This window comes from Nitrosomonas sp. Is24, from assembly GCF_033063335.1.
Classification (GTDB): Bacteria; Pseudomonadota; Gammaproteobacteria; order Burkholderiales; family Nitrosomonadaceae; genus Nitrosomonas.
This window is the reverse complement of sequence record NZ_JAWJZG010000001.1, coordinates 2,431,745-2,458,739: the sequence shown is the minus strand read 5'-3', so window position 1 is coordinate 2,458,739 and position 26,995 is coordinate 2,431,745. Positions and strand designations below refer to the sequence as shown.

Genomic DNA, 26,995 nt, shown 5'->3' with positions numbered 1-26,995 from the left:
TTTCTCATGAAAAAGTAGCTTTATTTTTTCTATCCACGGGAGGCACATCATGGCAAGAGATTCTGCATTAATCAGCAAAATCAAATCCGGTATCGTCAGCAATCTTTCCTGGAGCGCTGCGCGCAATACCAATCTCCATATCGAAAACCAAATACTCAAAAAGGGCGAAGCGATTCTGGCGTACAAGCAGCGCATCGTCATGGAACGCAATTCCATCATGGTTTTCGCCGATGACGCACCGCAATTCAATTGGTCTCATCCGTGCCGCTACTTGTTGCACGATGCGGAAACCGGGGATTTGTACAATGAAGTGGAGGCCCAGTTCCCGCCGTATATGACGGCTGACCCTCCCAAGACTTTTCAGCCGTTTCATACCCCCATCAAGATCGCGGAACCGGAAATCTATTATCCCGTTTTGCCGTGGCTGCGCTGTCCGATCCGCTGGGCGAAAGGTCAACGTTATGCGGTTTTATTCTCGGGCGCTTCAAACAACCGGCATACCAACGATCTGGAGTTTCTCTATCGCACGTTGCGCGATATTTACGGTTTTCCGGCGGCGAATATCTTTGTGCTGAACTACGACGGCACGATCAACTATAACGGTAATCCGCATCCAGTGGTGAGTTGGCCGGGAGACAGTTCCGCCTATCGGATGCCGGTCAACGGTAAGGGAACAAAAGCCGATCTGGATACGGTTTTCAATACACTCAAGGCAAAATTAAAACCGGATGATCTGTTGTTGATCCATACCAACAATCACGGCGGTCATAATGGCACGCAGTCTTACCTGTGCACTTATAGCGGCGCCGACTACCTGGCACACGATTTTGCCGATACGCTGGCGACGCTGCCCAAGCACTATTGCATGATGGTAATGATGGAGCAGTGCCATGCCGGCGGTTTTAACGCGCCGATTCTGGCGAAATCAACCGCCACGCACACCAGTGTTTCGTCCGCTTGTCTGGAGTTGAACAATTCGATCGGCGGCGCGCAGTTCGATCCATTTGCACGCGATTGGATTGCCGCGATGGCCGGGAATACCGCCTACGGCGGCGCGTTGGCATCCAATCCCGATACGGATGGATCGGGCAAAGTTTCCGCGCGTGAAGCCCACAACTACGCCGATTCGGTGCACGATCCCTATGATACGCCGGTGTTCAGCCAGTCCTCGGCGGCCGCCGGAAACTGTTTTCTTGGGCAGCGCTATTCGTACATTTGGCCGGTTTATTGCCGCTTGCTGGTGGAGGCTTTGCAGCCTATATACATCAGGAAACCGATTCCTGAATTTTACGATATGGTGCACAGCAAACTGATGCCGCAATTGAAGGATATCGAGAGCAAACTCGAAAATACTTCTGCGGCGCAAGAGAAAGAGCTGCGGGCGGTTCTCGGTGATATGGTCAAAAAAACATTGGGTAGATGATGGAATCTGATCGGGGCATTTTTGAGCGTGTGTGTGCTGTCTTGGACGATGCAACATTGTTGAATGCGATTGTCTATGTCAGCCATGAAACGGTTCGCGCCGGGACACGAATTGAACTCGGGGATGCTCTGATCGATGTTCCGTGGGATGCTTGGATTGTGTTTGCCGATCTTGAGCCTAAGGCCAATTGGGGGCATCGCTGCACTTATATCATTTTGCAGTGCGAAGGCAACGGGTGTATCCGCAAAGATGCGCAAATGCCCCCCTTTCTCAAACCCGGCGGAATGCCGTTCCGCTTGCTGCTGAAGGGGGCTGAAGTTCCCGAATGGACGGTTGCTGCGCTGTAAACCGCTTGGAATGCCGGGTGGGCATGCGTTTGACAGTGAAACGGGCTTCCAGTACATTCGCGCATGAAAGCGGGAGTGCCGTGTGTGCCTTCAGCCGGTTGATTCGTTCGGTAACCATTCGTCTTATTCACCCATAACAAGGATTTTCGATTATCCATTATGATCAACGTGGCCGTGCAACTCCTTGCGACACAGCTGAATCAATATTTGCGCCGTACTTATAATCTAGGTGAAGATGTGGTGGTGGTTTCCAATTTATTGGAGATAGACGGTACGGTGGCGGTCAATGTCAATAATAAGCTGGTTGTTTTTTTGGTGAATATCGAGAAAGATTCCGTGCCGTTCCGGCAAGTCAGCGCGCATGAGATGGGCGAAAGGGGAGTGCAGAGCAGCGCGCCGCTCTATTTCAATTTGCACCTGATGATGGCGGCGAACTTTACCGGCAATAATTATCCCGAAGCGCTGAAATTTTTATCCAGCACGATCATTTTTTTTCAGAAAAATCACGTGATCAATCATCAAACCGCGCCCGAGATGGATGGGCGTATCGAAAAGCTGATTCTCGATATCGAAAATCTTTCAATCCAGGATCTCAGTAACTTATGGGGTTCCTTGGGAGGGAAATATCTGCCTTCCATTCTGTACAAGGTACGCATGGTGGCTTTCGATACCGAAGATGTCGTTGGCCGTATCCCGGTTGTGGGTGAGCCGAAGCCGATGGTGCAATAATGTTTCAAACATGGTTTATTGTTGGGAGACTAGCCAGAGGTTGAGCACAATATGGGAGCTTATCGTTTACTCGCCAACGTGACTGTCGAACATGCCTATTTCTCGGGACAGAGCTGTAGAACCCTGGAATTCATTCCCAGCGAATCTTGTGCAGTGTTATTGAGAAGAACGGGGTTGTTGCTCAAGGCGTCGGAAAGCGGAGTTGCGGTTTACTTTGATGAGGAAAAAATCGACATCCTGCGTCTTCATGCGGAAGACGATTTGGTGTTGGCTTTTAAAGTTTTTTCCAAGGACAGCAACTTCTTCCGCTATACCGCTCCCGGCGCTCCACCCGATGATTCGATTCTTTTTTTCGATACGCAACGAGTCACTCGGGATGCGGCGGATAAACAAATGCTGCACCCTGATGCGTATGCCGCCGCGGATGCTTGGTTAAAGCTGACAGCCGATCCCTTGCCCGCCATACTGGAGCGCAAGGATTATCTCGTCAAGCCGGTTTTTATTGTGCAGCTACGCATTACCGCCGGAGCGGAAGGACTGTGTTCGAACAAGCTGGACGCCGCCGCGCGCAAGTTCTATATTCGTTTCACCACCAATCAGACGTACTGGAAATACTACATTCTTGGCGATTTATCCAAGCGCAATGTGTTCATCGCGGATTTGGACAATACCCTGCAGTTTGAAAACTTGGGGAGCACTCTGTTGCCTGGAAATCGTGAGGCGGTTCAATTGCTATCGTCCAAGGCGATTCCGCTGCATGAACAACCTCATCAGCGTCTGCAATTGAAGGAATCGACCGGCATGGGAGATCGGATACTGGTCAAGCGTTTGCCGAATGCCAGTGTGGAGCAGGTGCATGGTGACCTGATGGCAGGAAAGATAGAGCAGGTTTCGGAGATTTATATCAGTTAAATGAACGTGCCGCGATAATGATCGTTCGATCCGATTGGAACAGGTTTGCTTACACTGTATTCCATCCCTGTCCCTTTTTAACTTTAACCAATTTAAGATCCGCTAATTTTAGTAGCGCAAGTATTACTTCTTTTTTACTTGTGCTTGAAGCGAAATTGGCCTGCAGGATTCCTTTAATATCTTTGACGCTGACATTGGGTTGCCCAGTTTTAACTGCGTAATAAACATAAAGTAAATGCATATCGTTTTTGGCCTTCGCTGCGATCTGCTTGTAGGGCTGCTTCATTGCGCTGCGCGGTAATTTAAGCGGCGAGATACTTTTTGCAGCTGCTTTAGTGGCATCCATTAAAATATTTTCAATGGCAGGCAAATTCGCTTGGCTGAGACCGGCACCGATATCTTCAAGATCATCGCAAAACGATTTGAGTCCAAGTAAGTGCTTCTGGACCGGACCTTGGTCTACCCGGTATGTGGCAAACGTGGTGGTGTGTTTTGTCCGTTCAGCTATTTTAGAATCCCAGACTAACAGAGATTCAAGCATCAGTTGATAGTTGGGTGCGCTGCCTTTGACCAGCTCCGGCCCTGGCAAGCTTGATAATTTAGTGGGGACTGTGGTGCTGATTCTGGTGGTATCGATGGCCGTTTTTCCCGGTTGAAATTTACCGGTATGTGCCCAACCGGATAGCGGTGTTATTTTGCTTTGCCCGGGGATCAAGCCTGCGGATGCGCTGTAACGGTCTTTGTCGGTGTCCAGTTCGGAGCGGATATCCTGTTGTGTTTTTGGATTGGTGCCGACACCGAACGAGCATTTGAAAGTTGCCTTGGTCGGATCGTCGGTTTTGTCCTCGGCAACAGTGACGGAGTAGTTGATGTAATGCGTTTTTACGTCCTTTATCAGATGTCCGCCGTTGTTCTTTTTGATATCGTCAGCCGCTTCGTTCAGCAGTTTCTTGACAGGCTGCTCAACGTGCGCCGAGTGATCCGAGTTTGCTTTGGTAGAGATCGGATACAAATTTTCCGGGGTAGCGTGTCCGCCTAAATCATGATTGAGCAGATGCCCCCGGACCACACCTGCTCCTCGAAACAGATTGCGCAGGCGCCGCGTCCATGTCCATTGTGTTCCGGTGGCGGTGCCGACGACCGGATCGGCGGCATCCAGTTCCGCTTCCATTTTCTTTCCGACCAATTGTTCTTCCTGCGGCATACCGAACTTAATCGAGCCGGCTTCGTGTTTGATGGCGGTAGCGCGTTGCGCGACTTGTTTCGAGTGGGATACGCCGCGGATGACTGCCTTGAGTTGTGCTGCTTCTCGTGCTTTCGGGCTATTGCCTATCGTTTCAATGAGCCGTCTTTGCGCTGCTGTTTCGGGCCGGTTGTCGACAAATTCCGGCGCGCCACGGTTTTCATTCTTGTGCTGTGAAACATGATTGGCAGCGGCTTCGCTAGCCGATTGCTGATTCCTGTTTTGCCGTACTTTTTCCATAGGTCACGCAATGATTGGCATAGGATTTGTGGAAGAGACTTAACCATACAGGATGGGTCTGTTTCATACAAATCCTGTTTCCAAGCCGTGAAACTTGTATCCAGCGGTTTAGTTTTCCGTAGTAAAAATCCTACTGGCAAAATCTGACTTGTTAAATAGAAATCACATCCTTATAGTGTGCCTTCTAATAATTGCTGATCACTTAATAATGATGTGAGATGTCCATGTCTGAAATTCCACCTTATCAGCAGTTATTCGAATCCAGCCCGCATCCGTATTTGATCCTGCGTGCGGATTCCGGCTTCACCATCGTCGCGGTGAACAATAAATACCTCGAAGTGACGGGCACTCAGCGCGATGCCATTGTGGGTCAAAGCATTTTCGATATTTTTCCCGCCAACCCGGAAGATCAGGCATCCACCAGCGTGCGTGATTTACGTGCTTCACTCGACCATGCAGTGAGTAAGAAACAAACCGATGTCATGAATGTGCAAAAGTACGATATTCCGTTACGCGACGGTAGCGGGGCATTCGAGCTCAAATACTGGAGCCCGGTGAACACGCCGGTGCTGGATGCCGAAGGCCGTGTCGCTTATATCTTTCATCATGCGGAAGATGTGACTGAGTACATCGTTAGTCATGACCATAAAGTGCAACCGGGCAAGGTGAAAGCGCGCGCAGCGCATGGAAGCGGAGATCGTGCAGCGTGCGGCTGAAGTGAAGCAAACCAATCGCGTCCTGAAAGCCGCCATGGAAGAGCAGGAACAATTGAATCAGCGTTTGACTGAGCTGGATCACCTGAAATCGCAGTTTTTTGCCAATATTAGTCATGAATTACGCACACCGCTGACGTTGATCATTGCTCCTTTGGAGAACCGTATGCGGTGGCTTACCGGCAGCAACGCTTCCGCGGAAGAGCGTCATGAAACCGGATTGATGCTGCGTAACGCGCGCATTCTTTACCGCCATGTCACCGATTTACTGGATGCGGCTAAGCTTGAGGCAGGGCGCATGCCGGTTTTTTGGGCGCGGTTCGATTTGGCGGAGCTGGTGCGAGTCACGGCAAGTTACTTTGAATTGCTGGCGAAGGAGCGCGATATCGCATTCCAGGTTATCACCCCGGAAGCCTGTGCGGTCGAAAGTGATAGCGAGAAGCTGCAACGCATCCTGCTCAATCTGCTGTCCAATGCATTCAAATTCACGCAGGATAAAGGCTGTATTTTCATCCGGCTTGTTACCAACGAAGCGTGCGCGCAGATCGAAGTTCAGGATAATGGCCCCGGCATACCGGCGGAAATGCGCGAGCATGTGTTTGAACGTTTTATGCAGGTGGAGAGCAGCGTAACCCGGCAGCATGGCGGCACCGGCTTAGGGTTGGCTATCGTCAAGGATTTTGCCGATTTACTGTATGGCAAGCTCGAACTCGAAGAATCGCCCGGGGGTGGCGCGCTATTCAGGATCACGCTGCCGCGCACCGCGCCAGCCGGTTCGGTATTACGGGACGCACCAGTTTCCCTGGACGAGATCATTGTGCATGAAGTCATGGATGAGCTTCAAGGCCCGGCGCAAAGAACCTCGTTACCGGTAACCGCCACCCGTTTGCCCTTGATTTTGGTTGTTGAAGACAATGCGGATATGAATCGCTTCATTGCCGATATGTTGCAGCCTCGCTATCGCGTGGCCAGTGCTTTCAATGGCCGTGAAGGATTGGAGCAAGCACTGAAACTGGCGCCCGATTTGATTCTTTCCGATGTAATGATGCCGGAGATGGATGGTGAACAAATGGTGCAGCAAATACGCCAGCATGCGGAGCTGGATGGCGTGCCCATCATCATGCTGACCGCCAAGGCCGATGACGATCTCTGTGTCAAACTGCTGAAATCCGGCGTGCAGGATTACCTGAACAAGCCTTTTGCCGTGGATGAGCTCCTGGTGCGCGTTGATAAACTGGTGCTCGAAAGACAAATGGTGAGAGAGCAGCTGCGGCAAAGCGAAGCACGATTTCAGGCTACTTTTGAACAAGCCGCCGTCGGAATTTCTATTATTTCGCTGGAAGGATATTGGTTGCGTGTCAACCACAAGCTTTGCGCTATCTTGGGTTACAGTCAGGATGAATTGATGGCGCTTACATTTCAGGATGTCACCTATCCCGATGATCTGGAGGCAGACATCAATAACGTAAAGCGCATGTTGTCCGGTGAAATCGCCGCATATGCAATGGAGAAACGCTATATTCGCAAGGATGGCCGTGTGATCTGGATCAATCTTCACGTTTCCCTGGTGCGTAAGCCCGATAACGCGCCGGATTATTTTATCGCTGTGGTTGAAGACATTCAGAGCCGCAAGGAAATTGCAGCAAACTTCAAAGAGGCGAGACGCATCGCCAACCTCGGACATTGGACCTGGAACGGCGTGGATAAACAAACCTGGTCCGAGGAGCTTTACCTGATTTATGGCCGTGATACAGCTTTGCCGCCTGCGGATTATCAGGAAATGGCGAGTTTTTACACCGTGGATAGCTGGAACAAGCTGGCTGCCGCAGTACAGAAATGCTGGCGCGATGGTGCCGCATTTGAGTGCGATGCGGAGGTGGTGCGGCCGGATGGTGAGCATCGCTGGACGATCTCGCGCGGAGAAGCAGTACCCGATGCTGACGGTCGTATCATTGCCATGCGCGGAACCGTGCAAGATATCACCGAGCGTAAGCTGGGCGAGATGGCGCTGCAGGAAAGCAAGGAACAACTCAAGTTGTTCATTGAATACGCACCCGCCTCGTTAGCCATGTTCGACCGGGAAATGCGCTACCTTGCGTTCAGTCAGCGCTGGCGTAACGATTACAACATGGGGGATCGTGATTTATTGGGGGTATGTCATTACGATGCTTTTCCTGAGATCGGCGAAGAATGGAAAGCGATCCATCGCCGCTGTCTGGCCGGTGAAATCGTCCGCGCCGAGGAAGATTGCTTTGAACGGGCCGATGGCAGTGTGCAGTGGTTACGCTGGGAAGTGCGGCCTTGGCATAAAGCCGGTGGTGCAGTCGGCGGGATCGTTATGTTTACCGAGGATATCACTTACCGGAAACAAGCCGAAGCGGCGTTGCAGCAACTGAATGCCGATCTGGAAAAACGGGTTGCGGAGCGTACCGCCGAATTAAAGATGCTCAACCAGTCACTGGAAAGCTTTGTGTATTCCGTTTCGCATGATTTGAAGGCGCCGCTGCGCGGTGTCGAAGGCTATAGCCGGTTGCTGGAAGAAGACTATTCCGATCGATTGGATGACGAAGGACGTTTATTCATCACCAACCTGCGCGCGGGTGTCACGCGCATGAATGAGTTGATCGATGATTTGCTGGCTTACTCACGCATGGAGCGGCGTAAACTGGAGTCCAATATGCTGGACCTGACAGCATTAACCCATCGGGTGATTGCGGAGTGTGGCGGGGAGATTGCCGCGCGTCAGATCGAAGTCATTTGCGATTTGCCGCTATTGATGGTCAATGGTGATCGCGACGGCTTGGTTATGGTGCTGCGCAATCTGCTGGAGAATGCGATCAAGTTCAGCCAGCATGCGGCTCATCCGCGCATAGAGTTTGGTGCTGACCGGGATGATCGACATGTGATCCTGTGGGTCCGCGATAATGGTATCGGTTTTGACATGAAGTATAATCAGCGCATCTTTGAGATTTTCGAACGTCTCCATCGGCTGGAAGATTACCCCGGTACCGGGATCGGTCTGGCTTTAGTCAAGAAGGCTATGCAACGCATGGGAGGACGGGTATGGGCACAAAGCACGCCGGGTGAAGGCGCGACCTTCTATCTGGAATTGACCGCGATGGCGGAAAACCTGAAATAGTGACGGAGTCGATAACGATGAGCTTATACCCGCCGATTCTCCTGGTTGAAGACAATCCGCTTGATGTTGATCTGACGCTACGCGCTTTTCAACGCCGCAAGCTTATTAATCCTGTGTTGGTCGCGCGCGATGGCGAGGAGGCCTTGGCGTGGATACCGCGCTGGGAATCGGGCGAGATCCAGCCGGCCGTCATTCTGCTGGACCTGAATTTGCCGCGCGTTGACGGTCTGACGGTGTTACGGGCATTGAAAGAACACGCGGTGCTATGCCGCATTCCGGTTGTTGTTCTCACCACCTCGAAAGAAGATCGAGATATCCAGGCGGCTTACGATTTGGGCGTCAATTCCTATATTGTAAAACCGGTGGGGTTCGATAACTTCATGGACGTGGCGCAGCACATCGAACTGTATTGGTGTGTTCTCAACGAGCATCCCCAATAATCATGATGCGCGTTCTTTATATCGAAGATTCCGCCAGCGATGCCGATCTGGCCCTGCGCACCCTGCGCCGGACCGCGCCGGATATCGAATTGAATGTGGTGAATACCCTGGCTGAAGGATTCAAGCGGCTTGCCGGACCGGATTGTCATGACGTGCTGCTGGTTGATCTGTCCCTGCCCGATGGCTCCGGTTTGGATGCATTGACGCATGTCCGGGAGCAATGCTTGGTCATCGCGGTAGTCATTCTCACAGGGTCGGGCGATCAGGATTCCGCCGTGGCCGCGCTCAAGGCCGGCGCGGATGATTATCTGATCAAACGGGATGATTATCTGGAACGGCTGCCGCGGATATTACGTAACGCACGGGAGCATTTTCGCGACAATCTGGAGCGCAGTCACCCGGTCCTGCGCGTGTTGTATCTTGAGCATAACGTATTCGATATCGATCTGATGCGCCGTCATTTTGTGTTGCATGCGCCGCATATCCAGATGACCGCAGTGAGTAGCGTGCAAGATGCGCTTGCACTACTGCCCGATGATCCGGTGAAGCAGGCGGCGCAATTCGATGCATTGCTGATCGATTATCACTTGCCCAGTATGGATGGTTTGGAGTTTTTCCAATTGTTGCGGTATGAGCGCAAGCTGAATATTCCTACCATCCTGGTGACGGGCCAGGGTAGCGAGATGGTGGCCGCGCGCGCGCTGCACTTGGGTGTGGATGATTATTTAACCAAGCACGAAGGCTATCTGTATGAGATTGTCGCCACTTTGGAGAAAGTGCAGCACCAGGCGGAACTGACCCGCGAACGGATCAGCTTGAAAAGAACCAGCCAGCGCCTTTCGCATCTGCTGGCCGCCAGTCCGACAATTTTGTACAGCCTGCAATTCTCCGGAGGAAAGCCGCGCCCCAGTTGGGTGAGTGAGAATATCGAACGTTTGCTGGGCTATACGCAAGAAGAGGCGTTGGCGGCGGATTGGTGGCGCTCGCATATCCATCCGGATGATCTTGAAGCGGCTTTGGCTCGCCAGCCGGTGTTGCTGAGTGAAGGCCAGCTCACGCACGACTACCGGTTCCTGCATCGATCCGGGCAAATCGTCTGGATACTCGATGAGCTTCGATTGGTGCGAGGTGCTGACGGCGAACCTGCCGAAATTGTTGGCGCCTGGCTCGATATCAGTGAACATAAGCGGCTCGAACTGATACGCCAGGCGCATCAATCCGCATTGAATCTGATCGTTGCCAGCCAACCGCTGCCCGTGGTTCTCAATGATATCGCGCAACGTCTTGAGGTGATCAATCCCGGCATGCTGGTATCCATTCTGCTGCTGGATAAGCATGCGGGCCGTCTTAAGCACGGCGCGGCGCCCAGTTTACCGGATGAATATAACGACGCTATCAACCGGGTGATGATTGGTGAAGGGATCGGTTCATGCGGGACGGCCGCGTGGCGCGGCGAAGCGGTGATTGTTACCGACATCGGTCACCATCCGTTTTGGCAGCCTTTTCTGGAATCGACGCGCAAAGCCAATCTTCATGCCTGCTGGTCGATACCCTTCAAAGATGAAGCGGGCAATGTGCTAGGCACTTTTGCCATTTATCATCGTACCCCGCGCGAGCCGACGCCTGCCGATTTGATGCTGATCAATGAGTTCGTGTCGATCACGGCCGTGGCGGTGCAAAAGGTCCACGCTGCGGAAACATTAAAACAGGCGGCGGCGGTGTTTGAGTCCAGCCGGGAAGGGATCGTCATCACCGACCTGGAGCCGCGCATTCTGGCCATTAACCGCGCTTATACCGAAATTACCGGTTACGGTGAAGCACAAGTGCTGGGTAAGAATCCGAAGATCATCAAGTCGGGGCATCACGGTAAACCCTTTTACCAAGCTATGTGGGCCGGTCTGAAGACCGTGGGCCATTGGAGCGGGGAGATCTGGAACCGCCGCCGGAATGGCGAGATTTATCCGCAATGGCTGACGATCAGCACCGTGTTTAATGACAGGAATGAGCCCTGTAATTATGTCGGCGTGTTTGCAGACATTACGCAGATGAAGCAATCTGAGGCACAGCTGGCGCAATTGGCGCATTATGATCCATTGACCGGCTTGCCAAACCGGCTGTTGGTGCAATCGCGTCTGCATCATGCCATTGAACGGGCGCAACGGCACAATCTGCGCATAGCGACGCTGTATGTCGATCTGGATCGCTTCAAGAACGTCAATGACAGCCTGGGGCATCCTATCGGAGATGAGCTTTTGATTATGCTGGCTGCGCGCCTGAAAAAGCGTTTGCGCGAGGAAGATACGCTGGCGCGCCTGGGCGGCGATGAGTTTTTGCTGGTGCTGGAAGATATCAAGGAACCGAGCGAACCTGCTTCTGTCGCGCAGACCTTGATTGATTTGCTTGCGACGCCCTTTGCACTGCCCAGCGGTCATGAGATCTTCATTAATGCCAGTATCGGTATCAGCCTTTTTCCGGATGATGCCAGCAACGTCACCGAGTTGATCCAACATGCGGACATGGCCATGTATCTGGCAAAAAAAGAAGGCCGCAGCACCTATCGTTACCATACGGAAGCGTTGAGCATTGCCGCCAATGAACGCTTGGTCATGGAAACCCGCCTGCGCCATGCGCTTGCCGCCGGGGAGTTTGTTCTGCACTATCAGCCGTTGATCGACGCGCATAGCGGCCGGGCAGTCGGGGTTGAGGCTTTGGTGCGATGGCAGCCGCCGGGAGAAGCCATCGTGCCGCCGGGAAAATTTATCCCGATTGCAGAAGAAACCGGATTGATCGTGCCGCTCGGGGAGTGGGTGTTGCGGACCGCCTGTGCGCAAGGACGGGCCTGGATTGATGCCGGTTTTGCGCCGCTCGTGATGGCGGTCAATTTGTCGGTACGGCAGTTTCAATCCGAGAATCTGGCTGAAGTGATCCAGCGGGTGCTGGAAGAAACGAAACTTCCGGCAGCGTGCCTGGAATTGGAGTTGACCGAGAGCATGTTCATGGAGCATGCGGAACGCTCGATCGATACGCTGAAAACCTTGAAGGCGCCGGGAATCCAGCTGGCGATTGATGATTTTGGCACCGGCTACTCGTCATTGACTTATTTGAAGCGCTTTCCCATCGATAAACTCAAAATCGATCAAAGCTTCGTGCGGGGCCTGGCGCACGATCCCAATGACCGCGAGATTGCCGCCACGATCATCGCGATGGCGCGCGGTCTGAAATTAAGTGTCTTGGCGGAAGGCGTCGAGTCGGAGCAGCAGCTGGCTTTCCTGCGTCAGCATGGTTGTGATTACTATCAAGGCTTCCTGTTTCACCGCCCCGCACCGGCAAAGGAACTTGAAGCTTGGCTACGGGAGCACGCCGCACAGCCGTAAAAATTGCGCGTTCTGCTGGAAGTAGGAATTGAAGATGTTAATTTCGCGAATTCTTTACGTAACGCTTGAGAATTAATATTACATCGGATAAGCTGCTCTATGTTCAATCTAAACAAGGTTGTAGGCTGTATTTATCAAGTTGAATGATAACAATGGCCGATGAACGCTACATTTCCAATTAAAAGGAGCTGATGATGGGGCAATATAAGACACCGGGTGTTTACATTGTTGAAAAGAGCGCGTTTCCGAATTCTGTCGTGGAAGTGGCAACCGCAGTACCGGCATTTATCGGTTATACGGAGAAAGCCAATAACAAAGGAAAATCGCTATTAAATAAGGCGTGGCGTATTTCATCCATGTCGGAATTTATCAGCTTCTTTGGCGGATCGCCTAAAGCGCAATATCAAATTTCCGATGTGGCGCCTCCCGATACAGCTGAGAAAAAAGATGCTGATGCTGAAGCGGCTCCCGATAAAGGTGATAAGAAAAATACTGTACCGGCAGCTGCCGTTGAGTCTGATTTCTCAAATGATGGTAAGGAATATACGCTGGGGCTCCAGGGTTCCCGCTATTTTCTGTATCACAGCATGATGCTGTTTTTCCAAAACGGCGGCGGTGCTTGCTATGTGATTTCGGTCGGCAGCTATGCTGATGCTATCGTGCAACCGAAGCTGAAAGCGGGGATCGATGTTTTGTTGAAAGAACAAGAACCGACGATGGTGGTGATTCCTGATGCGATGTCACTGGCTGAGCCCGATTGTATCGGGCTGCAACAGGCAGCCTTGAGTCACTGCGGACAAGTGATGAAAAATCGTTTTGCCATATTGGATGTTTTTGATGGCTATAAGGAAGCACAGGATAGTGGATGCATCGCGAAGTTCAGGAATGACCTTGGGACGAACAGCTTGGATTTCGCCGCGGCCTATTATCCTTGGCTTAATACTTCCATTGTTCAGACCAGTGATCTGAGCTTTGCCAATGTTTCCAATTTGGATAAATTAAGGGAAGTGTTGCGCGCCGAGTTAAACACTAGCGCAGTGGATAGCAAGAAAAAAACGGAGATTGCTGACAAGATCACGGAAATAGGAGCACGCGCTGATTTGGCTAATGATAAATTGGATGCGGCCAGAAAAAAAGAAATTACTGATCTGCAAGCAAAGTTAAAAAGTAGCAATGCAGAGATGTCGACCGATGAAGATCTGCACAAAATTCTGACAGCCGTTTGCCCGCTGTACAAAAGCATCATCGACAGCATCAAACTCAAGCTCAATCTGCTGCCGCCCAGCGCGGGCATGGCCGGTGTTTATACCATGGTCGACAATTCACGCGGGGTGTGGAAAGCACCTGCCAATGTCAGCCTGAACGCGGTCATTTCACCCGCCGTTGAGATCACCAATGCGCAACAGGAAGACTTGAACGTCACAACCGCAGGTAAATCGATCAATGCGATCCGGACGTTCATCGGCGAAGGCACCTTGGTTTGGGGCGCCCGCACGCTCGATGGCAACAGCCTGGATTGGCGCTATATCAACGTGCGCCGTACCATGATCATGCTGGAAGAGTCCATTAAACTGGCGACCAAAGCGTATGTATTCGAACCCAATGTCTCCAGCACCTGGGTAACGATTAAAAGCATGATCAGTAACTTCCTGACCAGTATCTGGAAGCGCGGCGGTTTGGCCGGTGCAACACCGGAAGATGCCTTCGGCGTGTTTGTCGGCCTGGGTGAAACCATGACGCCGCAGGATATTCTGGACGGTATGTTGAAAGTAACCGTGCTGGTTGCATTGAGCCGCCCGGCAGAGTTCATTGAAATTACCTTCCAGCAGCAAATGCAGAAATCTTAATCGGAAAGTCAGCGCGTTAATCGGTGCAATTGACAAAAACAACGTTTATTTCTTAATCATAAAATTGGGAGTGCATTATGGCAGATGATGGATCAGCTCAGTCGACGACAGTTTGGCCTATGCCAAAGTTTTATTTTCAGGTTAAGTGGGATTCTCAAGTCATGCGGTTTCAGGAGGTCAGCGGTCTGGATATCCAATCGGAAGAAATCAAATACCGCCATGGCGATAGCCCGGAATTCTCCGTGATCAAGATGCCGGGGATGAAGAAAGTCGGCAATATCACCATGAAGAAAGGCGTTTTCAAAGGCGATAACAAATTCTGGGATTGGTTTAAACAGATCAAGATGAATACCATCAAGCGCTTGCCGGTCACCATCAGTTTGCTGGATGAAGGCGGCAAGGCGACGATGGTGTGGACACTCACTAACGCCTGGCCGACCAAGATTACCGGCACCGATTTAAAATCGGAAGGCAACGAAGTGGCGATAGAATCCATCGAAATCGTGCATGAAGGCCTGACGATCGCCAACAGTTAGTGTTTTTAAATCTTGCCAGCAGATGGGTGACTCATGAATATTTCATTATCCGGAAATGTTTATCCACCCTCTGCTTTCTATTTTAAGGTCGTGATCGGGCCACCGGCCGGATTGTCGGCCGATACTTCTTTTCAGGAAGTGTCCGGAATCGAAACGGAAATGGAAGTGGAGTCGGTTGTCGAAGGCGGTGAAAACCGGTTCGTGCGGCAGCTGCCGAAAGGCATTAAGCATCCCAATTTATCCTTGAAGCGCGGCATTGCGCCATTGACTTCGCCACTGGTGGTGTGGTGCAAATCGACGCTCGAATCCGGTTTTAATTTGGCGATTAAGCCATTGCCTGTTCTGGTGTATCTGATGAATGAGGACAAAATGCCGATTCGTGGTTGGTCTTTCGATTCGGCTTACCCGTTGAAATGGGAAGTCGAAAGCTTCGGCTCCACCAAAAACGAAGTCGCCATCGAAAAGATCATTCTGAGTTATACCGTTTCCATGCGCATTATCTAGCAGGCGTAAGCATACCCCATGGCGATAGAGATTAAACAACTGCTGATCAAGTCCAATATCGTGCAGCGCACCGGGAACGAGGATCTCGACTTATCCGAAGAGCACCGGTTGCTGAAAGAAGAAGTGCTGGCGGAATGCCGCCGCATGATCGCGGATTTTCTGCGCGAACAGGGGGAACGCTAAATGTCGCTGGGCGGCGCCAAAGCGCTGTTGACGATTTCGCCCTGCGCTGTGAATAACGGCAAAATAAGCGTCGATGGCTCGCTGAAAAAATTTGAAGCCATGATCAATCCCGCCGGTTACGAGCAAACGTTCAAGCTGAGCTATTCAAAAAACAAGGTGCTGGGGCAACCGGGAACTGAAACCAAGTACGATGCAAGCCACCCGGAAAAATTTGTTCTCAAGGAATTAATACTGGATGCCACCGGGGCTGTCTCGGCCAATCCGCTCTCGGTCGTCAGCGATCCGGTTCCGGTCAAGGAACAGATCGAATTATTGAAAGACGTTGTGTATCGCTACCGAGGGACTAAGCACGAAGCGCCGATTGTGCAGGTGAAGTGGGGCGAGTTGCTTTTCTACGGACGGGTGGAGTCACTGAAATTTGACTATACCTTGTTCAAACCCAGCGGCGTGCCATTGCGCGCCAAAGTCACACTGGCCTTTGTCGAATATCAGAGCAAAGAGGAAATATCCAAGGAAGCCGCGCAAGAGTCCCCGGATTTGACGCACTTGATCGAGGTGAAAGCCGGAGATACTTTGCCGCTGCTGTGTTACCGGGTTTATCAGGACTGTAACTACTATATCGATGTTGCAAAGATTAATCGTCTGACGGATTTTCGTGATCTTAAACCCGGAACTAAGCTTCAGTTCCCTCCATTAAGCTAGGTTTACTTATGGCAGATTCCCCATTAACGGGCAGCACGGGTGTCGTATCGGTGACCATTTTGAGCGATGGCAATGCCATAGCCGATACTATTCAGGTCGTTTCGATCGAAATCATGTACGGGGTCAATAAAATTCCCAGCGCCAAGATCGTTTTACTGGACGGGGATATGCCGAACAACAAATTTCCGGTCAGTGATGCGAATGATTTTAAACCCGGCGCGGTGATCACGATCAATGCCGGTTATGCCAATCAGACGAGCATTGTGTTCAAAGGTATTGTCGTCAAGCATGGCATAAAAATGGACGGCGATAATTTTTCCCGGCTGATCGTGCAGTGTAAGGACAGCTCGGTCGCCATGACGGTGGGCCGCAAGAACGCCAATTTTGTCGATTCGAAGGATAGCGACATCATCAGTAAGCTGATCGGCGCGCACAGCGGACTGAGTTCCGATGTGACGGATACGACGGTGAGTTATAAGGAACTGGTGCAGTACTATTGCAGCGACTGGGATTATTTGCTGACGCGGGCGGAAGTTAATGGTTTTCTGGTGACGATCGATGCCGGAAAAGTAACGGTCAAAGCGCCGCAGGTTGATGGTGAAGCGGTTCTGACCCTGACGTACGGTATCGATTTGATGGCGTTCAGCGCGGATGTCGATGCTGCTGCGCAATTTTCCGTGGTGAAAGGCATTGCCTGGGATCCAGCGAGCCAAGCCGTGCAGGAAGTGCAGGCGAGTCCCGAACAGTTAACCGGTCAGGGTGATCTCGCCGCGGGTGTTCTGGCGGGCGTGATGGCGCCGGATTATTTCCGCCTGCAAACCGATGCGCCGCTGGAGAATGCTTCGCTCACCGGGTGGGCCAAGGGGCAGCAAATCAAGTCCGGTCTGGCGCGTATCCGAGGTTACGCGGCGTTTCAAGGGAGCGCCAAAGTGAAGCTTGGTACTCTGGTTGAATTGAAAGGCGTGGGTAACCGCTTTAACGGCAAAGTGCTGGTGACGGCGGTGAAACATGACATCAGGCAGGGCAATTGGGTGACGGAAATTGAGTTCGGCCTATCGCCGCAGTGGTTCGCCGAGCAGTATAAAACCGAGGCGCCGCTTGCTTCGGGCTGGGTGCCCGGAGTTAACGGTTTGCACATCGGTGTGGTGAAAAAGCTCGATGCCGATCCGGAAGGGCAATATAAGATTCAGGTATCCGTGCCGGTTTTGCAGGCAGAGACCGATGGCGTGTGGGCGCGGTTGGCCAGTTTCTACGGTTCCAGCGGTATTGGCGCTTTCTTCATTCCGGAGATCGGCGACGAAGTGGTGCTGGGATACTTCAACGACGATCCTTCGCATCCGGTCATTCTCGGCAGTTTGTACAGCAGCAAACAAAAAATGCCTTACGAATTGACCGCCGATAATTTCACCAAAGCCGTGGTGACGCGCAGTAAGCTGAAGCTGGAATTCGACGACGACAAGAAGGTGATCACCGTAACCACACCCGGCAATAACAAAATCGTCATCAGTGATGATCAGAAATCGATTCTGCTGCAAGACCAGAATTCCAACAAAATCGAGCTCAATTCCAGTGGCATTACTATCGACAGCCCGAAAGACATCAAGATCAGCGCCAAGGGCAAGGTAACCATCGACGCGGTGAGCAATATCGAATTGACGGCGAAAGCGGATATCAAGAATCAAGGACTGAATATCAATCATCAAGCCAACGTCGGTTTCAGCGCCAAAGGCAACGCTACCGCCGAGCTGTCGGCCAGCGGCCAGACCACGGTAAAAGGCGCTATTGTGATGATCAATTAAGCTGTATTGAATGCTCAGGATTGCAATTGTTTTGAAAGGAATTTAACGATGCCCCCAGCCGCGCGTATCACCGATATGCATACTTGCCCGATGCAAACACCGGGCGTGCCGCCGATTCCTCATGTGGGCGGCCCGATCAGCGGTCCTTGCGTGCCCACTGTATTGATCGGCAATATGCCGGCCGCCGTGGTAGGGGATATGTGCGTCTGCGTCGGCCCGCCCGACAGTATTGTGAAAGGCTCGGCGACGGTCATGATCAGCAACCGTCCGGCTGCCCGGATGGGCGACACAACGGCGCACGGCGGTACCATCGTGCTGGGTTTTCCGACGGTGATGATCGGCGGCTAGCATGGAGGCCAAGCGATGAGCGCCGACGATAAATCATTCCTGGGAGCCGGCTGGGGATTTCCGCCTGAGTTCGGTCAATATGGATCGATGCGGACAGTGTCGGCTGAAGAGGATATCCATGAAAGTCTGTATATCCTTCTGTCGACCAATCCCGGTGAGCGCGTGATGCAACCCACGTACGGCTGTGGTTTAAAAAGTCAGGTCTTTGAAGAGATCAATGAGACGGCGGTCACGGTCATGGTTGACCTGATCAAGCGCGCGATTCTTTTTTTTGAACCTCGCGTTGTGGTGGAAAATATCCGGGTGGACTCCGGTAACAGTGAAGATATCTTGAATGGCCTGATCAAGATAAATATCGCCTACATCGTGCGAGCCACAAATAACCGCCACAATATCGTGTACCCGTTTTATTTCACTGAAGGCACGAATGTTAAATTATAGGGTTTCTGGGTGAATGAAGCTTCGCACCGATTGGTCAACACAATATCATCTGCACATCAGTGACGGTAAGAGTCAGGAGAAAAGATTATTACCGGCGCTGGAGAAGGATTATTTCAACGTCGCCGATATGCGTTTTCACACCTTATTGGCGCTGCTGGTTGAATATGCGCAAGTGATGAAGTTTTATAACTTGAATAACCGGGAAGACGGAACCTGGGCGCATTTTTTCTCACTGGACGAGACGGTTGTCATTGCCACGATTCTGGCTGTTGATCTGGATAAGCTGGCGACCGGCGCCGCCGCCGCTCAGAGCAATACGGCTGACGATGAATTGGCAAAGGCATTGCGTGCATTGTCCGCAAGAGAAATCAGCCAGCATATGCTGTCGTCTTATACTGCGGTCAGGTTGTTGGACCGGTGGCTGCAATTACTGTCGCGGACAAAAAATGCCATCGGTACCGAATTGCGCAAGGTGTTGGAAAGCGTTATTACCGGACTCAGGAAAGATATCGATGTGCTCGGGCAATATTTGGCTGAGCATGTCGCGCATCACACGCTCGAAACGATTTTCTCCCGCGATTTAATGACATTGTTGCAAGTGACGGAAGAAACCACGCTCAGTCACGCCAATGCAACGGTTGATGTGGCCGATGCCGTTCCTATCCGGTCCAGTTTCTATGCGTTTGTCAAAGCCATTGAGATGGTGCAAGGCAGTGCGGAAAAATTATTGTCCGTTTCGTTAACCAGCAAGGATCACGAACCCGCCGCGGGATTGCTGCTTGCCTTCTTGCAGCTGTTTCAGAAACTGCACAATAAAATTAATCGCTTCACGTTGAATTATGTCGATTTTTATTACGATCAGGTGCTCAAGGTTCAACCGCGCGGTTTCACACCCGATCATGTTTATTTGGCGCTCGTTCCGAACAAAAAGAATCACACCGTATTGATACCGAAAGGAACGGAATTTCTCGCCGGTAAGGATGAGAACAAGCAGGATATTGTTTATACCGCTGACGACGATGTCCTGATAAACGATGCCTCGGTGAGCGCTATTCATACGTTATTTTTTAAGCGCGATCCGCTGAATTTTCCCGAAAATGGTTTGAACGAATCGGTCGTGTTGAATGATCGAGCCAGTGCGATCACCCGGCAGATCCCTACCGGCGGCTGGTTGAACGACGTGCCGGTTTTAAGCGGCGATAGTGTGCTGAACGGCGAAAATCTCCCGGCATACCCATTATTCGGCGCGCCGAAAGAAGGTGAGGAAACCATTCTGCTGCAGCATGCCCGCATCGGATTCGCGCTGGCCAGCAAGGCGCTGTGGCTGCAAGAAGGACGCCGTACGGTCTCTATTCACATGAAATACGCCGCTGGACCGGGAATCACTCTGGAACAATGGATCCGGAAAATCGCGGCAACCATGCAACCGTCCGGCAGCGCCGGTGAAATAACGCCGATCCTCGAGCAGCAAGCTTTTTTTAAAGCATTCCGGGATATTTTCATCATCAGCTTGTCGACCTCAGGCGGATGGCGGGAGATCGCGGAATATCTGCCATCCTATTCAGGCATTGCGCAGCAACAAGTAGAAAACAGCCTGACGCTGACTTTTTTCCTGCCGGAAAACTTTCCGGCGGTCGTTCCCTACGATTGCAAAATTCACGGCGAGGGTTATGAAACCGGATTGCCTGTGGTGCGATTGGTTTTGAATCCCAAGAGCTACTTATATCCCTATGGGATTCTGAGCAAGCTCGAGTTGGAGCGGATCCGCATCGATGTCGCGGTGGAAGGATGCCGCACGGTGCAATTGCACAATAACATCGGACAATTATCCCCGCTCGCGCCGTTTGCGCCGTTTGGTCCGCTGCCGGAGGTTGGTTCGTATCTGATCGTGGGATGCCCGGAAGCAGCCGGAAAGCAATTATCGGATTTCAACGTCGAAATCCAGTGGGGCGGTTTGCCTGCCGGTATCGGCGGTTTTAAAACCCATTACCAGGGCTATGAAACATTCGACGATACCGACTTCCGCGTCAGCACAACGGTACTGTCCAATGGCAAATGGCTGCCGGAGAATGCCAAAGCGGCGGTTGTCAGTTCCCTGTTTCACATTAAAACCGGTTTGGATGGCGGCAGCGAAGTCAGCGCGTACCGTAAATTGTCGTGCGCACCGGTCATTTCCTATTGGAGTCCTGTTGAATATCGCAATGCTTTGACAGAATTTGGTTACACGCCCTCCACCCATCGCGGTTTCTTCAAATTCACCCTGACGGGGCCGGGGCCAGCATTCGGTCATCGCGATTATCCCACGGAATTGGCTAATGTACTGACTTTCAACGCTAAACAGAAACATGCCAAGTTTCTTAAACGCGTGCCAAATCCGCCGTACACACCGATGATTACATCCATCGCAGTCAACTATAAAGCTTCTGCGCAAATGATCATGGGCAAGGAAGAAGTCAATTGCGTTGCAGCGCTGCGGGAAAGAATGATCTATTTGCATCCGCTGGGGTGGAAGAATGTCACTGTGCGAGCCGATCAAGCGAATTATTTATTGCCGCAATTTCTCCACTCCGGGAATTTGCTGATCGGTTTGAAAGGATTGACCGGCGGTGGTGTGATTACGCTTTATTTTTATTTGCGTGAGAACTCATTGCCGATAGAAGCTGATTCGCTGAAGGAAATGCAGTGGTTTTATCTGGCGGATAACCAATGGTTTCCGCTCAGCGCTAAAGAAATCGTATCCGATTCCACGCAGCGGTTCATGCGGTCGGGAATTATCACGTTGAATATTCCGGCGGATATTTCCCAGGATAATACCGTATTACCGGCCGGATTATCCTGGTTGCGGGTGTCGTCCGATCACGATCTGGACAAATTTTGCAGTTTGTATTCAATCCATGCGCAGGCGTTAAGAGCCAGCCGGTATCTGGAACAGGATGCCGTGCCCGGCAATACCATCCGCTTGCCTGCCGGTGCGGTGTTGCGTGCGCGCAAATCAATTCCGGGCATAGGCGCCGTCAAACAAATTCAACCCTCTTTTGGCGGCCGTTTGGCGGAAGACCGCGCTCAGCTGCGCATCCGCGTCAGCGAGCGGTTGAGGCATAAGAAGCGCGCGTTGCTGCCAGCCGATTATGAGTTGCTGATACTGGAGCAGTTTCCGCAAATCTATAAGGTGAAGTGTTTTCCCGGCATGAACCCTGATTTTGTGTTCAAGCAGCGCTTCAGTCCCGGTCATGTGCTGATTGTGGTGGTGCCTTATCTCGCCCGGAATGAAAGCGTCACGCAGAAACCGCTGCTGAATGGCCACCTGATTGAAGAAATACAGGATTTTATCAACCAGTATGTGCCGCCGTTTGTGACCGCGCATATCCTTAACCCGGTGTACGAAGTCATCCAGGTGCGCTGCACGGTCAAGCTGAAAAATCCATTACTGGCCGGTATGTATCTGGAGCGGTTGAACCGGGCGATATCGGATTTTCTGTCGCCGTGGAACGAGACCGTGGGATATACCCGCCACTTTGGCTGGATGGTCAGTAAACATGAGATTGAGTCTTTTATTCAGAGCCTCGATTATGTCGATCGTGTTACCAATCTTTCGATACTGCGTATTGCACCGGCGGGTGAAGACTATTTCGATCTGTTTGATAGCGCCGATAAAACGGAGGATTCGGAAGTGAAAGATATTGTTCCGGTATATCCCTGGAGTATCGTGGCGCCTATCCAGCAGCATTTTATCGAGATGGACGATCGCTACGATTTAATCGAGCCGGAAATGACCGGCATCGGCGAACTCGAAATTGGCAGTACTTTTATAATTTCTGACGAAAAATGGCGCGAAAAGATAGAAAAACACTAGAAGCCAAATTCAAGAACGGCAGGATGCCTTCTGAAGTGGCATTTGCCGATTTAATCGATTCGACGCTGAATCTGATTGATGATGGATTCGAGAAGACAGCCGAAGAGGGGTTGAAAATTTTTCAGCTGGGTGACGGCAAGCTGATGAGTTTTTATCAGAGCATGGCGACGCTCAGCCCCATGTGGTCTGCCGGTATCGATAATGCAACGGGAAATTTGAGCTTCGGTAATAAAAATAACCCGCATATTCTGACATTGCGCAGCACCGATGGCAGCAACGCCGAGTCCGGCGATGCGGTAAAAGCCGGTGTCGGTATCAATACCGATAATCCCCGCTTTGAACTGGATGTCGCCGGTACCATCGCTTCGCATGGCAGAGTCGGACGCCGCGGAGAGCTGCCGGTACCCGCGGATGGAAACTGGCACGATATCACCGAAACGCTGACCGGCTGTCAGGCCTTCGAAGTGATGGCCGGTGTCGGTGGTAAGGATGCCGACGGCAAGTACGCCTTGATGCATGCTTTTGCGCTCAATGCCTATAACGACAAGAGCCACATCACCTATCATCAGGCGCACTATGGCGCAAAGTGCAATCGCTTGGAATTACGCTGGGAGCGCGGCGCGAATATCGAAAACTTTGAATACACGCTGCAACTTCGTGTGGAATCGTCATACGGTGACAAGATCTGGGTGAATTATTACATTACCCGGTTATGGTATGACCCGGTGATGTATGAAAGCGAAAAAGAGCCGGAATCGGCGTACCCCAAGGTTTTACGCAAAAGACAGGAAGACAAATAAATGTCCGCGCGCATGCTAGTCATTCATTTGAGCTTGCAGGAAGGTAATCTGCTGCTGGAAGCGCTGGCCGAGCTGCCGTTCAAATCCGTATTCGAACTGATCGGTAAATTAAATCAGCAAGCCAATGCATTGTTTGCGCCGGGTATCGCGCCGCAGGAACCGCAGCGCTTTGTGTTTGCCGAAGCGGAACTGTCACTGGCCATCAAGGCATTGGGAAATTTGCCTTATCATCGCGTCCATGCATTGCTGACCGGTTTAAATCAGCAAATCCAAGCGCAATTGAGCAACCCGCATTCATTCGCAGCTTCGCAAGAGTATGCCGGCCTCTGAGCAAATACCGCGTATCCGGATCGATCCCGATGGATTGGATTTTGAAACGTTACGCAAGGAAGCCATCGGTAAGGTGCAGGAATTATCCGGTGACATCTGGACCGACTATAACCTGCATGATCCCGGCGTCACGATTCTGGAACAACTCTGCTATGGGTTGACCGATCTGTCTTACCGTTCCGGATTTACCGTCCCGGATTATTTGACCGGTGAAAAAGGAACGATCGATTATCAGCAGCAAGCGCTCTACTCGCCGGAAGAAATTCTTCCCAGCGCCGCAGTAACCGGAATCGATTATCAAAAAATTCTCTACGACGCTATTCCGGAAATCGATTATGTCTGGCTCGAACCCAGCGCAACGGAAGAGAATGCAGGTCTTTACACCATATTTGTGAAGCTTGACGATGAGCTGATTCAAAGCCGGGCGGATCCACCCAAACAGAGCGAGAGTCTGAGCGAACTATCCGGTAAGCTGGAACGGATCAATGCCGCTTCGGAGCATGTCCGTTCGCTGCTGGATCAACTCGGCCATCAACTGGATGCCTGCCACGAAAACTTGAAACGTGGGTACGATTTTGCGGCTGATATTGACTTGCCGTTCCCGGCATCCGAGCAACTGGCTGAGCAAATAGGCGATATCCTGCATCAGCTGGATGCGAGTTTATCGAGTGTCGACGATATCTGGAGCAAGATCGGCTCCATCTGGTCGGTCATGATGGACTCATCGCTCAGCGCGGATTTGAGTAGCCGGTTGAACGAAGTGTTGTTCAAATTGGATGCGGTATTCCATTATGCGAAACTCAACGATGCGTTAAATAATATCCTGGCTGCGATCGAATCAAACCCGGATGATTGGATAGCCAATGGCGGCGAGTTGCTGGCGAAGCTGGCCATTCCCTTGTCGCGCTTCGAGGGTGTGTTATCCAGACTGGATAACATATTGGCGGGAATCGGCGACGGCTTGTTTTCGGAAATTGATACGCCGGATCAACGCACCGGGAAACTCGATGAAAAGGCGGTCATACAAAAAATCCACTCTGTTTTTGCCGCGCATCGCAATCTTTGCGAAGATATTCATCGCGCCGAAATTATCCACACGATACCCTATTTTCTGGCGGGCGAGATCGAAATACAACCGGCTCACAATCGCGCCAAAATTTATGCCGAAATCTTCCTCCAATGCGCCCACTATATTTCTTCCGGCATTCAGATTGACCGCTATGAATCGATTCTGAGCCAGGCGGGCAATTACGAGCAGATTTTTTCCGGCCCGCTGACACGGCACGGTTTTATCAGCGACCGGTGCTTTGAAGGCGCGGAGGAGATTCTTAGCGTAGTCGATTTGATTGCCCTGATCAGTCAAATCGACGGTGTGAACAAGGTGCACGATTTGTACCTGATTAACCAGGAAAACAAGAAGTTCACCAGTATTTCCTATGACTCATCGCGCTACGAATTTCCCGATTTGTGCTTCCCCAAATCCGGCAAACCGAAACAACTATTGCGGCTGGTGCTTCCTCAGGATGTGAGCCGCAAGAATCATGACGGCAAGGCGGGGTTTACGCCCTACGAGAATGCGCAAGACGAAGCGTTGCTGGAAGAAACGCGTCTGGAACTGAAAAAATTAATTTTTGCATACCATGCATTCAGAAATAACCGCCCGTCGTTTGCGCATTTAATTCCGCTACCCAAAGGAGAGCGGCGGGTATCGCCCGATTATTACTCGATTCAGAATCATTTTCCGGCCATTTACGGGATTAACCGTTACGGTATTCCGCAATCGGAATCACCCGGCGTAAAAGCAAAGGCAAAGCAGCTCAAAGCATATCTCTTTCCGTACGAGCAATTGATGGCGGATTACTTGAAGCATCTGCAAGAAATGCCGCGCTTGTTTTCGCTCGATTCCGGGCTGGAACAGTCCTATTTTTCCCAGTTTCTCGATGACCGGAATATTCCCGGTATCGAATCGCTGTATGCGGGCGGCAAGCAGTATAGCCAAACCGTTCTTGCCGGTATTCTGGCGAATCATGATGACTTTTCTGAGCGCAGGAATCGCGTGCTGGATACGGTATTGGCGATGTATGGCGAGCAATATCCGCAACGCTCATTGCAGCAATTCGATTGTTACCGGCGCGCCGATCCAGGCAAGTGGGTGATCGAAAACAAAATCAATTATCTGAAATGCATCCGGGAAATCACGCGTGACCGGGCGAAGGGTTTTAACTACTTGAAACCGGTATTGCACGCTCATCATGGTGAGCTGGAAGAGAATCTCGCCGGTGCGCATAAACGGATCAGTATTCTGCTGGGATTGCAGTCATTCGATCGCATTGCATTGATTACCGATGTTCTCATTGGAAGAAACAGCCGTCTGATTCCCGATCATATTCTGGCGGAACATGTGCAATTTTTACCGGAGAAAATGGAAGATCGTGCGATTCCGATCGTGTTCGAGCAAGAAAAATTTGCCGGAATTGCCATTCCCGCAAAGCTCCCGCCGTTTGGTTACGGCGTTTTTAAGGATGGAGTCGAGATAAAAAATTTCCGCCTGATCAGCACCAGGGAATATACCGCCGTGTGCTTGAAGTCCGGACAGAATGCCCGCTTGTGGCCGCTGAGCCGCAAACGCAACCGGGATGAAGCGGTTCGGTACGCGCATGAGTTCTGCAACGCGATCACACAGTTGAATATCGCGTGCGAGAGTTTTCATATGATCGAACACGTGCTGCTGCGGCCCCGGGGGGAAGAGGTTGTGGCCGGTATCCCCGGCACTGAAGATTTTTTTGATTTCCGCGTCAGCGTGATCTTTCCATCCTGGACAGCAAGGTTTGCAAATACGGCATTCCGTAAATTTGCCGAGGAAACGGTGATCAAGAATCTCCCCGCGCATATTCTCCCCGAGTTTTACTGGCTCGACTTTGTCCCTATGCAGGATTTCGAGCAACGCTATAAAACTTGGTTATTTTGTTTGCAGCAGGCGAACCTCGATCATCATCAGGATAATTTCAAGCCATTAAACAGAGCATCGGAACGAATCATCTCTTTTCTGCTGAAGAACAGAGGAGAAGCAGATTGTGAATGCTGGCTTTAAT

The 26,995-nt window shown here is 51.4% G+C and carries 21 protein-coding genes; 20 read left to right on the top strand and 1 reads right to left on the bottom strand.

Going from position 1 to position 26,995, the window contains the following annotated elements; all coding sequences use genetic code 11:
• The first annotated feature begins 49 nt into the window (after positions 1 to 49).
• The 4 genes from R2103_RS11325 to R2103_RS11310 all read left to right on the top strand — a co-directional run bounded on the left by R2103_RS11325 (position 50) and on the right by R2103_RS11310 (position 3,411).
• Complete coding sequence (locus R2103_RS11325; protein ID WP_317531502.1) at positions 50 to 1,423, top strand: C13 family peptidase; 1,374 nt, start codon at positions 50 to 52, stop codon at positions 1,421 to 1,423.
• Positions 1,420 to 1,770, top strand: coding sequence for a hypothetical protein (locus tag R2103_RS11320; RefSeq protein WP_317531501.1), 351 nt, complete (start codon positions 1,420 to 1,422; stop codon positions 1,768 to 1,770). The genes R2103_RS11325 and R2103_RS11320 overlap by 4 nt, the downstream gene beginning before the upstream one ends.
• Before the next feature lie 159 nt (positions 1,771 to 1,929).
• Positions 1,930 to 2,499, top strand: a complete 570-nt coding sequence (locus R2103_RS11315; RefSeq protein ID WP_317531500.1) for a DUF4255 domain-containing protein — start codon at positions 1,930 to 1,932, stop codon at positions 2,497 to 2,499.
• A 51-nt stretch (positions 2,500 to 2,550) separates the two neighbouring features.
• Positions 2,551 to 3,411, top strand: a complete 861-nt coding sequence (locus R2103_RS11310) for a hypothetical protein (RefSeq protein ID WP_317531499.1) — start codon at positions 2,551 to 2,553, stop codon at positions 3,409 to 3,411.
• Between the two features lie 49 nt (positions 3,412 to 3,460).
• Here R2103_RS11310 and R2103_RS11305 read toward each other — a convergent pair whose 3' ends face one another.
• A complete protein-coding gene (locus R2103_RS11305) occupies positions 3,461 to 4,894 on the bottom strand; it encodes a hypothetical protein (protein WP_317531498.1) in 1,434 nt (477 codons plus the stop codon).
• Between the two features lie 224 nt (positions 4,895 to 5,118).
• Here R2103_RS11305 and R2103_RS11300 point away from each other — a divergent pair, with 224 nt between their 5' ends.
• From R2103_RS11300 to R2103_RS11225, 16 genes are all read left to right on the top strand, one after another.
• Positions 5,119 to 5,610, top strand: coding sequence for a PAS domain-containing protein (locus tag R2103_RS11300; protein WP_317531497.1), 492 nt, complete (start codon positions 5,119 to 5,121; stop codon positions 5,608 to 5,610).
• Positions 5,579 to 8,746, top strand: a complete 3,168-nt coding sequence (locus R2103_RS11295) for an ATP-binding protein (RefSeq protein WP_317531496.1) — start codon at positions 5,579 to 5,581, stop codon at positions 8,744 to 8,746. The genes R2103_RS11300 and R2103_RS11295 overlap by 32 nt, the downstream gene beginning before the upstream one ends.
• A gap of 17 nt (positions 8,747 to 8,763) precedes the next feature.
• The gene (locus R2103_RS11290; RefSeq protein WP_317531495.1) at positions 8,764 to 9,186 is read left to right on the top strand and encodes a response regulator; all 423 of its coding nucleotides are present in this window, start codon (positions 8,764 to 8,766) and stop codon (positions 9,184 to 9,186) included.
• 2 nt (positions 9,187 to 9,188) lie between these two features.
• Positions 9,189 to 12,560 (top strand): EAL domain-containing protein, encoded by a 3,372-nt coding sequence (locus R2103_RS11285; protein ID WP_317531494.1) that lies wholly within the window; start codon positions 9,189 to 9,191, stop codon positions 12,558 to 12,560.
• A 191-nt stretch (positions 12,561 to 12,751) separates the two neighbouring features.
• Positions 12,752 to 14,407 carry a phage tail sheath family protein gene (locus R2103_RS11280; RefSeq protein ID WP_317531493.1) on the top strand — a complete coding sequence of 552 codons (1,656 nt, stop codon included), beginning with the start codon at positions 12,752 to 12,754 and terminating at the stop codon, positions 14,405 to 14,407.
• Positions 14,408 to 14,484: 77 nt separating this feature from the next.
• Entirely contained in the window at positions 14,485 to 14,943 is a 459-nt protein-coding gene (locus R2103_RS11275; RefSeq protein WP_090318288.1) for a phage tail protein, read from the top strand.
• Positions 14,944 to 14,976: 33 nt separating this feature from the next.
• The gene (locus R2103_RS11270; RefSeq protein WP_090318285.1) at positions 14,977 to 15,447 is read left to right on the top strand and encodes a phage tail protein; all 471 of its coding nucleotides are present in this window, start codon (positions 14,977 to 14,979) and stop codon (positions 15,445 to 15,447) included.
• A gap of 18 nt (positions 15,448 to 15,465) precedes the next feature.
• Entirely contained in the window at positions 15,466 to 15,630 is a 165-nt protein-coding gene (locus tag R2103_RS11265) for a DUF5908 family protein (RefSeq protein ID WP_176776388.1), read from the top strand.
• On the top strand, positions 15,631 to 16,332 hold the full coding sequence (locus tag R2103_RS11260) for a hypothetical protein (protein WP_317531492.1): 702 nt from the start codon (positions 15,631 to 15,633) through the stop codon (positions 16,330 to 16,332).
• Between the two features lie 8 nt (positions 16,333 to 16,340).
• Positions 16,341 to 18,131 carry a type VI secretion system tip protein VgrG gene (gene vgrG / locus R2103_RS11255; protein WP_317531491.1) on the top strand — a complete coding sequence of 597 codons (1,791 nt, stop codon included), beginning with the start codon at positions 16,341 to 16,343 and terminating at the stop codon, positions 18,129 to 18,131.
• 48 nt (positions 18,132 to 18,179) lie between these two features.
• Positions 18,180 to 18,479 carry a PAAR domain-containing protein gene (locus R2103_RS11250; RefSeq protein WP_121167321.1) on the top strand — a complete coding sequence of 100 codons (300 nt, stop codon included), beginning with the start codon at positions 18,180 to 18,182 and terminating at the stop codon, positions 18,477 to 18,479.
• A 15-nt stretch (positions 18,480 to 18,494) separates the two neighbouring features.
• Complete coding sequence (locus tag R2103_RS11245) at positions 18,495 to 18,920, top strand: GPW/gp25 family protein (RefSeq protein ID WP_317531490.1); 426 nt, start codon at positions 18,495 to 18,497, stop codon at positions 18,918 to 18,920.
• Between the two features lie 13 nt (positions 18,921 to 18,933).
• Entirely contained in the window at positions 18,934 to 22,773 is a 3,840-nt protein-coding gene (locus R2103_RS11240) for a baseplate J/gp47 family protein (RefSeq protein ID WP_317531489.1), read from the top strand.
• A complete protein-coding gene (locus R2103_RS11235) occupies positions 22,746 to 23,573 on the top strand; it encodes a hypothetical protein (protein WP_317531488.1) in 828 nt (275 codons plus the stop codon). The genes R2103_RS11240 and R2103_RS11235 overlap by 28 nt, the downstream gene beginning before the upstream one ends.
• Complete coding sequence (locus R2103_RS11230) at positions 23,574 to 23,903, top strand: hypothetical protein (protein WP_317531487.1); 330 nt, start codon at positions 23,574 to 23,576, stop codon at positions 23,901 to 23,903.
• Positions 23,890 to 26,994, top strand: coding sequence for a hypothetical protein (locus R2103_RS11225; RefSeq protein WP_317531486.1), 3,105 nt, complete (start codon positions 23,890 to 23,892; stop codon positions 26,992 to 26,994). Before R2103_RS11230 ends, R2103_RS11225 begins: the two co-directional genes overlap by 14 nt.
• The last annotated feature ends 1 nt before the right edge of the window (position 26,995 follow it).